At 66.0% G+C, this 14,119-nt stretch carries 2 protein-coding genes; both read left to right on the top strand.

All coding sequences use genetic code 11. The features are described from left to right. The first annotated feature begins 92 nt into the window (after positions 1-92). On the top strand, positions 93-10,292 hold the full coding sequence (locus ACIPQ1_RS10405; protein ID WP_446534050.1) for an amino acid adenylation domain-containing protein: 10,200 nt from the start codon (positions 93-95) through the stop codon (positions 10,290-10,292). Beyond that, the gene (locus tag ACIPQ1_RS10400) at positions 10,289-14,119 is read left to right on the top strand and encodes a non-ribosomal peptide synthetase (protein WP_446534049.1); all 3,831 of its coding nucleotides are present in this window, start codon (positions 10,289-10,291) and stop codon (positions 14,117-14,119) included. Before ACIPQ1_RS10405 ends, ACIPQ1_RS10400 begins: the two co-directional genes overlap by 4 nt.

Below are 14,119 nucleotides of genomic sequence, written 5' to 3'. Positions count from 1 at the left end.
GAGCGCCGCCGCGCCTGCGCAGGTCTGAGACCTGCGCGGCGCCTGGATCGACTCACTTGAGTTTTCAAGACTTTGAAATGGACCAAGCAAGCATGAACAACATCGAAGACATCTACTCCCTTTCGCCGACCCAGCACGGCCTGTTGTTCCACAGCGTCTATGAACCGGATTCGCGGGTCTATTACCAGCAATTGAGCCTGGACATGAACGGCCCGCTGCAACTGAGCGCGTTTCGCCGCGCCTGGCAGGCGCTGATGCAGCGCCACGCCGTGCTGCGCAGTGCATTTCTCTGGGAAGAACTGGACGATGCCTATCAGGTGGTGCAACAGGACGTGCCATTGCCCCTGACCGAACTGGACTGGCAAGACCGCGCCGAGCCCCAGGCCGCGCTGGAACAGTTGGCGCTGGAACAGCGGGCACAACCGCTGGAGCTGAACGACTCGCCACTGATGCGCGTGTGCCTGGTGCACCTGGCCCCCGAACGCTGGCATCTGATCTGGACCTTCCATCACATCCTCATGGATGGCTGGAGCGTCGGCATTGCCGTCCAGGAATGGCTGGCGCTGTACTACGAACACGCCCATGGCCGCCCCGCCGACCTGGCGCCGACCCGCCCTTACCGGGACTACATCGCCTGGCTGGCGGAACAGGACATGGCCGCCACCGAAGGCTTCTGGCGCGAGCAGTTGCAGGACGTCAGCGAACCAACGCCGCTGCCCACTTTCGCCGTACGCCAGCCCGCACCTGCGGGGGCACCCTTCGCCGAGCGGGAAAACCTGCTGACGGCCAGCGAAACCGAGCAGCTGGCAAGCTTTGCCCGCCAGCACGACCTGACCATCAACACCTTGATCCAGGGCGCCTGGGCATTGCTGCTGGGCCAACACGCCGGGCGTGACGACGTGGTCTATGGCGTCACCGTCGCCGGTCGTCCAGAGAACCTGGCGGCGGTGGACAGCACCGTCGGGCTGTTCATCAATACCCTGCCGCTGCGCGTGCAATGGGCTGACGCGCCGACGCTGGTGACCTGGCTGCAACATTTGCAGCAAGCCAACAGCGATCTGCGCCACCACGCCTACCTGCCGCTGGGCAAGCTCAAGTCGATGACGCGCATCGCCGCTGAACAGGCGCTGTTCGACTCGATCCTGGTGTTCGAGAACTTCCCGGTCACCGACGCGCTCAACCAGGACACCGGCGGCTTGAGCTTCAGTGCCCCGAGCAACGACCAGCAGGTCGACGGCATCACCCTTACCCAAGGCCGCAACCACTTCCCGTTGTCGCTGATCGTGGTGCCGGACAAGCAACTGCACTACCTGATCAGCTACGACCGCAGTCGCTTCAGCGATGCCGAGGTCGCGGTGTTGTCGGCACAGTTGCGCGCCATCCTGTTGGCGATGACGGCGCAAGCGCAGCGCCGGGTCAGCGAGCTGGAGTGGCTGAGCCCTGAAGAACGCCAGCAACTGCTCGCGCAGGGGCGCGGCGCGCAACTGCCGGTGCCTTCCGCATGCCTGCACCAGCGCTTCGAACAACAAGTGGCCGCCTACCCGGAACACTTGGCGGTCCGCGACCGTCAGGTTGCCCTGACCTACCGTGAACTGGACCAGCAGGCCAACCGCCTCAGCCAATACTTGCTCACCCAGGGCATCGGCCAGGACAGCGTCGTGGCACTGGCCCTTGAACGCAGCGCCGAGTTCGTGATCGCCCTGCTGGCCACCCTCAAGGCTGGCGCCGCCTATCTGCCGCTGGACCTCAAGCAGCCCGCCGGGCGCCTGGCCGACGTGCTGGTGGACAGCCGCGCCGCGCTGCTGGTCGGCGCTGCCGCCTCGCCCCTGCTCAACGGCCTGGCCGAGCACACGCCGACGCTGTGGCTGGCGGAACAGGCCGACGCCATCGCCGCCCAGCCAGACACACCACCGATCGTGCCCCACAGTCCGACTGATGCCGCGTACGTGATCTACACCTCGGGCTCCACCGGCACCCCCAAGGGTGTGGTGGTCGAGCACCAGTCCATCGTCGATTACCTGACGGCGGTGCACGCGGTGCTCAACCCGCCGCCGGCGGCCCGCTACGGCTTGCTGTCGAGCATCGCCGCCGACCTGGGCCACACCCAACTGTTCGGCGCCCTGTGCAGCGGCGCCAGCCTGTTGCTGGTGGATGAAGACAGCGGTTTCAGCCCCCTGGCACTGGCCGAACTCTTCGCCCAACACCCGGTGGATGTGCTGAAGATCACCCCGAGCCATCTGGCCGGCCTGTTGCAGGCGCTGCCCGATGCCCGCCTGTTGCCGCGCGCCCTGCTGGTCTTCGGTGGCGACGCCCTCAGCCCGGCGCTGCTGGAGCAGGTCAACCGCCTGGCGCCAGGGCTGCGGGTGTTCAACCACTACGGGCCGAGCGAAGCGACAGTCGGGGCGATTGCCACCGAACTGCCCGCAGGCCTGCGCAGCATCGCCCTCGGCCGGCCACTGCCGAATCGTCAATTGCAAGTCGTGGACGCCAACGGTCGCCTGGTGCCCACCGGGGTGTCCGGTGAGCTGCTGATCAACGGCGCCCTGGCCCGGGGTTACCTGCACCGCCCAGACCTGACTGCCGAACGCTTCCACCTCGACGCGGACCAGCAACGCTGGTACCGCACCGGCGATCGTGTGCGCTGGCAAGTAGACGGCCAACTGGCGTTCCTCGGCCGGGTCGACAGCCAGGTCAAGATCCGTGGCAATCGCCTGGAGCTGGGCGAAGTCGAAGCGCAGATCAAGCGCCTGTCGCCGCTGATCGAACAGGCGCTGGTCCGCGCCGTGGAACTGGACGGCAGCCTGCGCCTGGTGGCTTACCTCGTCGCCAGCCAGTCGCTGTCCGCCACGAAACTGCGCAACGACCTGGGTGCGCGGGTGCCGGACTACATGGTGCCGGCGCACTTCATCACCCTCGACGAACTGCCCCTCACCCGTAACGGCAAGGTCGATGTGCAGCGCTTGCCGCTCCCGCACAAACCCACGGACGACAGCGCCACCCACGTTGCCCCGCGCAATGAAGTCGAAGCGCAACTGGCCGCCATCTGGCAAGACGTCCTGAAGCTGGAACGTGTCGGCGTGCACGACAACTTCTTCGCCCTGGGCGGCGACTCGATCATCAACTTGCAGATCATTGCCCGCGCCAACCAGCAAGGGCTGAAACTCACGCCCCGCCAGCTCTTCGAGAACCGTACCATCGCCGACATCGCCCGCGTGCTGGGCGCCGATGCCAGCCAGGGCGTGGCGCACGAGAGTGCCGATGGCTATGAACTGCCACTGTCCGCCGGACAACTCGCACGCCTGCAACAAGGGCCATTGCACGCCACCTGGCGTTGCGTGGCGTTGACCCAGGCCATCGACAGCGAGCTGCTGACCCAGGCCATCAGCGCCTTGCAGCAACATCACCAGGCCCTGCGCCTGGCGCTCAAGGCCCTGCCGGAGGGCGAGTGGCAGCAACGGGTCCTAGTCGCGGCCAAGGCCCCGGTGATCGCCACCGAGAAACTGGCGACCTGCGCCCCGGCACACCTGCAAGCCCTGGCCCAGGCCGGTGTCGACGCGCTGGAACTGGAGGCTGGCCAAAGCCTGCATGCCCGTCTGCTGGAAGTGGACGGCAAATATTCGCTGCTACTGGCCGCACATCCGCTGTGCCTGGACGAAGCGTCCTGGTCGCTGCTGCTGACCGACCTCAACCTGGCCTTGGCGCAACTGCGTTATCAGCGGCCAGTGCGCCTGTCCTACGCCGGTGGCGACTTCACCCAGTGGACGCGGCACCAACTGGCCCATGCCCAGGGCGATGCCTTGGACGAGGCCTGGGAACATTGGCTGCAATACGCCGGCGTGGAACCGCTGCAACTGCCTGACAGCCAACAGCCGGCCAGCGTGAACGAACAAACCCTGCCGGCCGTCACCTCAGGCGAACTCAAGCGCCTGGGCGAAGTGCTGCAACTGGACTGGAACAGCCTGTTGGCCGCTGCCGTGGCCGAACAGTGCCGCGAGTCGTGCGGCGATGGCCTGGTCGCCCTGAGCGTGCACGATGCGCGGCCGAGTGCCGAGCGCCTGCCGGTCGATGCGCCGATTGCCGTGGCCGACCTCGATCCGGCACGCATCATGGGCCCGTTGGCCCTGGCCGTGCCTTACTTCCTCCAGACCGAAGGCGACAGCCTCCTGCAACGCTTGCAGGCACTGGCCGCGCAGATCCGCGCCTACCCGCAACACGGCGTCGACTATGGCGCCTTGCGCTACCTGTCGGACAACACCTACCTGCAAGAACCGCTGCGCGACCTGCCCGCGGCATCGGTCGCCATCCGCTGGCTGGGCAACTTCGACAGCCACCGCGAAGAACGCGGCATCCTGGCCCAGGTCGAAGCCGCAAGCCCATTGACAACGCCGACTTGCCCGCTGACCCTGGACGCCTGGTGGCAGGATGACTGCCTGCACGTACGCAGCCAAGGCACCCTCGCCGCCGACTGGGCACCACGTCTTGCACAACGCCTGGGCGAACTCGCCGGGCTGGCCAGCGCTGCCGACCTGCGCCCTGCCAGCCAGGCGTTCCCGCTGTGCCACAAGCAAGCGGCGACCCTGGCGGCCGAACCGCTGGACTGGCTGAACATCGAGGACGTCTACCCGCTGTCGTCGATGCAACAAGGCATGCTCCTGCACACCCTGCTGCAACCCCACAGCGGCATCTACCTGATGCAGCAACGCTACAGCTGGGATGGGGCCTTGCAGCGCCCGGCGATGGAAGCCGCGTGGCAGCTGTTCCTCGAGCGCCATCCGATGATGCGCACCGCGTTCTGGTGGCAGGACGACCATGAGCCGCTGCAATGTGTGTATCGCCAAACCCACCGGGCGTTCGACTGGCAGGACTTGCGCCACCTCGACGAAGAGCAACAGCGCCTGGCGATGGACCAGGCCCTCGAAGCACAACGCCTGCAAGGTTTCGACATGGCCTGTGCGCCGTTGACCCACCTGCGGGTGTTCCAACTCGATGAGCGACGCTTCGCCGTGGTGCGCAGCTTCCACCACATCCTGACCGACGCCTGGTGCTTCGGCCTGCTGATGGAAGACCTGCTGGCGATCTACCAGGCCATCGTGCGCCAGGAGCCGGTGGCCCGTCCGCGCCTGCGCTCGTTCCGCGGCTACATGAGCTGGTTGGAACGCCATGACATGGCTGCCGCCCACGCGTTCTGGCAAGCCGAAATGGCCGGTTTCAGCGAGCCAACGCCGCTGCATGTGGACAGCCCGGTGGCCCGCCCGGAGCAGGCACCGGAACAGGTCGGCGACTTCGACCAGACCCTGAGCATCGCCCAGACCCAGCGTCTGCAGCAGCTGTGCCAGCAATACCAACTGACACCCAACACCTGGATCCAGGGCGCCTGGGCGCTGTTGTTGTCGCGCTACAGCGGCAACCGCGACGTGCTGTTCGGCGTGACCGTCGCCGGCCGCCCGACCGACCTCGCCGGTGTAGAAGAAATGGTCGGGTTGTTCATCAACAGCCTGCCACTGCGCATCGATGTCGACCCGCAGGCGCCAGTGGCCGACTGGCTGCAAGCGCTGCTGTCCCACAATGCGCAGTTGCGCGAACATGAAAGCGCATCGTTGGTGGACATCCAGCGTTGCAGCCAAGTGCCGCGCGGCCAGCAGTTGTTCGACAGCCTGGTGGTGTTCGAGAACGCGCCGTTGGACATCAGCAGCGTGCAACTGGATGCCTTCAGCATCGACATCTATGAAGACCGCGTGCACACCAACTTCCCAATGACGGTGGTGTTGTACCCCGGCGACCGCCTGGGCATTCGCCTGTCCTACGACAGCCAGCGTTTCACCACGGACACCGTGCAACGCATGCTCGGGCACTTGGTGCAGTTGCTTTCGGGCATGCTCGAGACACCGCAGGCGCCCCTGGGCAGCTTGCACATGCTGCCCGAGGCCGAACGTCGGCAGTTGCAGATCGACTGCAACCGCAGCGACGTCGACTTCCCCCTGGAGCGCGGCTATGCGGCGCTGTTCGCCGAGCAAGTGCGCAGTCGCCCGCAACACCTGGCCGCCATCTGCCAGGGGCAATCACTGACCTACGCCGAACTCGACCGCCGCGCCAATGCCATCGCCCATGCGTTGCAAGCCGCCGGCGCCGGCCCGGAAACCCTGGTGGTGCTGTTCGCCGAGCGTGGCCTGGCGCTGCTGACGATGATGATCGCCACGCTCAAGGTCGGCGCGGCGTTCCAGTCGCTGGATATCCAACAGCCCCACGCCCGCCTGGCGGAACTGCTGGACCTGGGTGAAGCGCCGCTGTTGCTGGTGTGCGAGCACGCAGCCTCGACACTGGACAATGTCCTGCCGCAAATGCGCAAGCAACCCACCTGCCTGATCGCCCAGGCGCTCTGGCAAGGCAACGAGCAGCCACCGGTCACCTACGCCCACACCCCTGAGCAACTGGCCTACGTGATTTTCACTTCCGGTTCCACCGGTACGCCAAAAGGCGTGATGGTCGAACAGCGAGGCATGCTCAACAACATGTTCGGCAAGGTCCCGAGCCTGGGCCTGGGTGAGCACGACCGAATTGCCCAGACCGCTTCGGCGGCGTTCGATATCAGCGTGTGGCAGTTCCTCGCCGCGCCGCTGTTCGGCGCCACCGTGCACATCCTGCCCGATGCCCAGGCCCACGACCCCGTGGCCCTGCTCGACGCTGTTGAAGAACATCAGCTGACCCTGCTGGAAACCGTGCCGGCGCTGATTCGCGGCATGCTCCAGGAAAGCCAGGCGCACCACGCCCTGGCGAGCCTGCGCTGGCTCCTGCCCACCGGAGAGGCATTGCCACCGGCCCTGGCGCGGGACTGGTTCGCCCGCTTCCCGGCGATTGCGTTGATGAACGCCTACGGTCCCGCCGAGTGCTCGGACGACGTCGCCTTCTACCCCATCACCGAAGCGCCAGCCGACGACTGCCTGCACATGCCCATCGGCAAGCCGACCGCCAACAACCAGGTGTTCGTCCTCGATTCAGACCTGCGCATGGTTCCCATCGGCGTGCCGGGTGAGTTGTGCATCGGCGGTGTCGGCGTCGGTCGCGGCTACCTGCGCGATCCGCAACGCACCCGCGAAGCCTTTGTCCCGCACCCATTCCAGGCCGATGCGCGCCTGTATCGCAGTGGTGATATCGGCCGGATGCGCGCCGATGGCGTGATCGAATACCTCGGCCGTCGCGACCAGCAAGTGAAGATCCGTGGTCACCGCATCGAACTGGGCGAAATCGAAAACCGCCTGATGCAGCACCCGGCAGTGGACAGCGCGGCGGTGCTGGCGCTGCCCGATGCCCGTGGCGCGTTGCAACTGGTGGCCTGGTACGTGCTCGACGAAGCGGCCGACCTGGGCGGCGAGTCCACGCAACAGGCCTTGAGCGCTTACCTGGGCCAGCAACTGGCAAGCTACATGGTCCCGGCTCGTTGGCTGGCCCTTGAGCAATTGCCACTGAACGCCAATGGCAAGGTCGACCGTCGTGCCCTCACCGCCCTGGGCGTCCCCAAGGACGAAACGGCGCAGGCGCAATCCATGGCACCGCGCACGCCGACCGAACAGGTCCTGGCCGAACTCTGGCAAGAGATTCTCGGCCTCGACAACGTGGGTGTGCACGACGACTTCTTCGCCATCGGCGGTCACTCATTGCTGGCCACCCAGGTGTTGTCGCGGATTCGTCGACGGTTGAACGTGAACCTGCCGCTGCGCACGCTGTTCGAGCGTGGCACCCTCGAGCAACTGGCCGACGCGGTGGATCGACAGCGCGACGCCCAGAGCGAGGCCGACGGCGACAGCGAAATCGCCCTGGCGCCGCGTAACCAGCCGTTGCCGCTGTCCTACAGCCAGCAACGGTTGTGGTTCCTGGATCGCTTCGAAGGCCCTAGCGCCGCCTACAACATGACCACCACCGTCAGGCTGCGTGGCGCGCTGGATGTCGCGGCCCTGCAAGGAGCCTTGCAAGCGGTGTTCGAACGCCATGAGTCCTTGCGCACCGCGTTCCACCTCCACGGCGACCAGCCTTGCCAGGTCATCAGCCCGGCGCCGATGGTCGACTTGACGCCGACCGAGCTGAGTCACCTCGCCAGCGAGGAACAGGCGCAAACCCTTCAACGCCTGATCGATGAACAGGCCGGGCGTCCGTTCGACCTGCAACAGGCGCCGATGCTGCGCGCCAACCTGCTGCACTTGGGAAGCGACGATCACGTGCTGCAACTGGTGCTGCATCACATCGCCACGGACGCCTGGTCCATGGGCATCCTGATGCAGGAGTTGATCGTCGGCTACCAGGCCCGCACCAGCAGCTCGACGCCGGTGCTGCCAGTGTTGCCGATCCAGTTCGCCGACTATGCCTACTGGCAACGCAGCGAAGCGCAACAGCGCCTGCTGGGCCGGGCCATCGACTACTGGCGTCGCCAGCTCGACGGCGCGCCCACGGTGATCCCGCTGCCGCTTGACCAGCCACGCCCGGCACGTCCCGACTACCAGGGCGCGGCCCTGGAGCAACGCTTCACCGCCGCCCAGACGCAGGTGCTCAAGGCCTATGCGCAGGCACAACGGGCGACGCTGTTCATGGTCCTGCTCAACGCCTTCAACAGCCTGTTGCAGCGGGCCACCGGGGCCAATGACTTTATCGTCGGCACCGACCTGGCCAACCGCGAACATCCGGCCCTGGAACACCTCATCGGGTTCTTCGTCAACGTGTTGCCGATCCGTGCCCGCCTGAGCGAAGGCGAAACCTTCGACACCCGCCTGCAACGCTTGCGCGAAGATTGCCTGTCGGCGTTCCAGCACCAGCAAGTGCCGTTCGACAAACTGGTAGAGGAACTGCAGCCGCCGCGTACGCCAGGGGTCAATCCGCTGGTCCAGGTGTTGTTCGTCATGCAGAACACACCCAGCGGCAATGCCAGCCTGCCGGACCTTGAGGTGGAACACTTGGTATCGCCCCAGGAGAGCAGCAAGTTCGACCTCGCCGTGTTTGTCGAAGAAGACGAGGAACAAGGGCTGAACGTGCGCTGGGTGTATCGCACCAGTGTGTTGCAAGAGCAGACCATCCAGCGCCTAGAACAAGGTTTCGAGCACCTGTTGGAGCAGCTCGTCGTGGCCCCGGCGCAAGCGCTGGACCAATGGTCGTGGCGCCTTGAGGGCGGCAATGCCAGCGCACCGTCCCAGCCTGAAGCGTCGCTCGACGAGGCCTCGGCCCGCAGCGCGCGCAAGCAGTCGAAACTGAGCAAGCTCAAGCAGACCCGCGCAACCGCCGTGAGCCAGGTGGCCCACGAGCAGGTCCGTACCCGCACCCTCGACGCCGGGCAAGCCTTGCCGTTGGTGATCGAGCCCTTGCTCGGCGACCTGGACCCGGTGCACTGGGCGCTGCAAGCCCGGGAATGGATCAACGCCCAACTGCTGACCCACGGCGGCCTGTTGTTCCGCGGTTTCAACCTGCCGGATGCCGCCGCTTTCGAGCAGTTCGCCCAGGCCATCGAGCCGGACCTGTACGGGACCTACGGCGACCTGCCGAAGAACACTTCCGGCAAGAACATCTACCACTCCACGCCGTACCCGGAACAGCACATGATTCTCTTCCACAACGAGAGTTCCCATCTGCCGCAGTGGCCACGCAAGCAATGGTTCTACTGCGAGACACCGGCGCCACGTGGCGGCTGCACGCCCATCGTCGATTGCCGGCAGGTGCTGGCGCGCCTGCCCGAAGACATTGTCGCTCGCTTCAAGGCCCTGGGCCTGCTGTACGTGCGGCACTTCACCGACAAGCTGGATGTGCGCTGGCAGGACTTCTTCAAGACCGAACAGCGCGAGGAAGTCGAGCGCCAATGCCTGGCATCAGGCATGCGCTGGGAGTGGCTGGGGGCCGACAACCTGCGGATCGCCCAGCATTGCCCGGCCATCGTCGCGCATCCCGAGACCGGGGAGTTGTCGTTCTTCAATCAGGTGCAACTGCACCACACCGCCTGCCTGGAGCCGGAAGTGCGCAGCAACCTGATCAGCCTGTTCGGCCCCGGGCACCTGCCCCGCAACGTCTACTACGGTGACGGCAGCGTGATCGAAGACGCCGTGATGCAGGTGATCGGCGCGGCCTATGAAGACTGCGCGGTACGTTTCAGTTGGCAAAAGGGTGACATGGTGATGCTGGACAACATGCTGGTGGCCCACGCTCGGGATCCCTTCGAGGGCGAGCGCAAGATCTGCGTCGCCATGGGCCAGATGATGCGCCGTGAACAATTGACCGGCGGCCTGCCTGAAGCACAGCCGACTGCGGAGGTGCAGGCATGAGCGCCTTCGAGAAACGTGAAGAAGCCTTCGCCCTCTCGCCCCAGCAACGCAGCCAGTGGTTGGCGGGGTTGCCCGCAGTGCGCCTGGAACTGGAAATAACCGGCCCGTTGGCCCTTGAGCGCCTGCGTCAACGGCTCGTCGCCCTGAGCGACTGCCACGAGGCCCTGTGCCTGCGGGTGCGGCCTGAGCCGGGCTTGCTGATGCCATTGCAAGTGGTGGAATCCACCGTCATGGCCGCGGACGCCATCAGCGTCGAGGCGCACGCGGTCGGCGACGATCGCCACCGGGTGACGCTGCAACTGCCGGCGCTGAGCGCGGATCGCGGGACCTTGCTGCGCCTGGTGCAGGCATTGGCCTCGACGGATGCGCCGACGCTGGATGACGAGGCCATGACGTATACCCAGTACAGCGCCTGGCTCTACGAATTGCAGGCCGATGAAGACGCCGAGCCTGGCCGGCGTTTCTGGGCCAGCCAGGCCCTGGACGAGCCGGCCGCCGGCGAGTTGCTCTACCGCCAGGTACGCAGCGACCGCCCTGACGCCCCGGTGACCACTCGCCTGAGCGCCGATCCACAGTTGAGCGTGGCCCTCGACGGTTTTTGCCAACGTCACGACGCCTCGCCCGAGCAGGTCCTGATGACGGCCTGGGGTGTGCTGTTGCAACGCCTGAGTACCGGTGACAACCCGGCACTGACCCTGAACTGGGTCCACGATTGCCGCGACGACTATGAAGAACTCGCCGACTGCTGGGGGTTGTTCGCCAAGCCCCTGCCCCTGCGCTGGCAACCGCCGGCGGCTAGCCCGTTTGCCCAGGCGCTGGCAGACCTGCAAGCGCTCTGCGAACACGCCACGGAATGGCAGGAGTACTGCGGCGTCAGCGCTGCATTGCCGACCGAGGCTTCGCAGTACGGCTTCCAGTGGGGAGGGCAGCTGCCCGATCGACTCGACACCCTGGGCAGCCTGGCATCGACACTCACGGTGCTGGACGTACAAGCCATCCCTGCGGGCATGGAGCTGCTACTGTTGGTCGAAACCAGCGCCGGCGGTTATCGCCTGAACCTCTGCCACCTGCCGGGTCGCTACAGCGAACAAGCCGCACGGGTCTTGCTGGAGCAGTTCCAATCGCTGCTGCTCGATGCCCTCGCCCACCCCGACAAACCCCTGGCCGAGCTGTCCTTGCAGGCGCCGAGCTTCACCGCGACGCTGGCCGCCCTGCAGGACGATGTCGCCGTGTTGCCGTTTACCAGCGTGCCGGCCGGTTTCGATGCCTGTGCCGCGCAGTTCCCCGAGCACTTGGCCCTGCGCGACCACAACGGGCCACTGGGCTACGCCCAATTGCAGGCGCGCAGCAACCAGCTGGCCCATTACCTGCGCGCCCAGGGCGTGGGTCGCGAAGATCGCGTGGCGTTGTACCTGGATCGCTCGGCGCAGATGGTCCTGGCCATGCTCGCCGTGCTCAAGAGCGGCGCGGCATTCGTTCCCCTGGATGTGCATCAGCCGGCGCAACGCTCCCTGGCGATCCTGCAACAGGCCCAGCCGGTCTTCGTCCTTAGCGGTTCGGCCGGCAGCGCCCCCGCGTTGCCCGGCATCGGCAGCCTCGACCTGAGTGATGAAGCGACTTGGCAGCAAGCACCTACCACGGCAATCGACGCCGAAGTCCAAGGCCAGGATGCGGCCTATGTGCTGTTCACTTCCGGCAGCACCGGCACGCCCAAAGGCGTGATCGTCGAGCATCGGCAACTGGCCAGCTATGTCACAAGCGTGTCCCGGCGCCTGACCCTGGGAGTGGGCGAACGCAGTGCGGTGGTCACTTCGCTGGCCGCCGACCTGGGCTACACGTTGCTGTTCCCGGCGCTGCTCAGCGGCGGCGAATTGCACCTGCTGGACAAGGAAACGGCAATGGACGCCCAAGCCTGGGCAGCCTGGCAGGCGCAGTACCCGATCGACCACCTGAAGGTCGTGCCGTCGTTGCTCGACGCCTGGTTGATTCACGCTCAGAGCGCTGCGGTGTTACCGCGCAAGCAATTGATTCTCGGTGGCGAAAGCTGCTCGCGGCGCCTGCTGCAAAGCATTCGCAGCCTCGCGCCGGCGCTGACGGTCTTCAACCATTACGGCCCGACCGAAACCACCGTGGGGGTGGTGATGCACAAAGCCGAACCGGCCATGGACTATCGCCGCCTGCCCCTGAGCGACCGCCTCGACGGCATGCGCCTGTACCTGCTCGACGAGCAGCAAGCGCTGGCCGCTCCCGGGCAGAGCGCCGAGCTGTATATCGCCGGCCCGCAACTGGCTCGCGGCTACTTGGACGCACAACAAAATGCCGGACGTTTCATCGAACTGGCCCAACGGCCAGGTGAACGCCTCTATCGCACCGGCGACATGGCCCGCTATCGCCATGACGGCAGCCTGGAGATCACCGGGCGTGCCGACCGCCAAGTGAAAATCCGTGGTTTCCGCGTGGAGCTCGATGAGATCCAGGCACAGCTCGCCGGCCTTCCCGGCGTGGCCCAGGCCGCGGTCGAATGCATCCCCCGGGGCGAGCTCGGCCAGCAACTGTTCGCCTTCATGACCCTGGCACCCGGGCATTCGACCACGGTCGCGCGGCTGCATGGCCAGGCCCAGGATTGCTTGCCGGACTACATGCTGCCGACCCTGCGGATCGTCGAGGCATTACCGCTGATGGGCAACGGCAAGCTCGACCGCAAGACGTTGCAGCAATGGGCCGACAAAGTGCTCGACACCGTCGGCAGCGCCTTGCCGCGTACACCGCTGGAAGCCCTGCTCGCCGAGGTCTGGGCACAGGTGCTGGGCCTGGAACGGGTGGGCATCGACGACGACTTCTTCGAGCTGGGCGGCCATTCCCTGGCGGCGGTGACGCTTGCCAGTCGCTTGCAGACCGCGCTGTCGGCACCGGTGACGGTCAATGCGGTGTTCAACGCCCCGAGCGTCTCGGCATTTGCCGCACTGGTACAGGCCGAACTCAAGCTTTCGCCGCTGGTACGGTTGTCGGCGCCCAACGCCGTTGAAGCCGCCCATCTGTTCTGCTTCCACCCCTCCACCGGCCACGTGCAGGATTACCGCACGCTGCTGACGCCGCTTGCGGCCTGGCACCTCTGGGGCTTGCAGGCGGCATACCTGACCGACGACAGCACGACGCTGGGCGGCGATATCGAAAGCCTCGCCGCGTGCTACGTCGAGCACCTGCGCCAACAACAACCCCAAGGGCCTTATCACCTGCTGGGGTTCTCCCTCGGTGGCCTGCTGGCGATTGCCGCGGCCGCGCGCCTGGAAAGCCAGGGCGAAGAAGTGGCGTTTCTCGGTATCATCGACTCGCAATACCAGCATCAAGCGCCGGAAGACAGTGTCGAAGCGCTGCTGGAATCAGCTTCCCAAGCGCTGACGCTGGACAGCCAGGCCGTGTTACGCCAGTTGCCAACGCCGATCATGACCGCGTTGCTGGCGCAACTGGACGCCCTGCCCCCGGCGGCACGCTTGCCGGAGCTGGTCCAGTGGGCACGGCAACAAGGCCTGCAACTCGATGGCGACAGTTGGGAACATTTACAAACACGGCTGCGCTACCAGCAGCATACGCAGCACCTGCTGGCCACGTTCAAGCCCGTACGGTTGAGCTGCCCGGTGCATGTCTGGTGGGCCAGCGATACCCTGGCCCAGGCTGAATTCGCCGACCCGCACTGGGAAAACCTCAGCAGTGGGCCGTTGACCCGCGAGGTCATCGCTGCGCAACACCTGACCATCCTTGAGCAACGCGCCCTGCACGAACAATTGGCGGCGCGCCTCACGGCCATTGCTACACACGGAGTGGTTTGA

It is taken from the genome of Pseudomonas sp. LARHCG127, from assembly GCF_052871455.1.
This window is presented reverse-complemented; position numbering and strand designations above follow the sequence as displayed.

Bases quoted from the DNA above. Each gene is read 5' to 3' on its own strand.
- ACIPQ1_RS10405 (WP_446534050.1), top strand. From the start codon at position 93: ATGAACAACATCGAAGACATCTACTCCCTTTCGCCGACCCAGCACGGC.
- ACIPQ1_RS10400 (WP_446534049.1), top strand. From the start codon at position 10,289: ATGAGCGCCTTCGAGAAACGTGAAGAAGCCTTCGCCCTCTCGCCCCAG.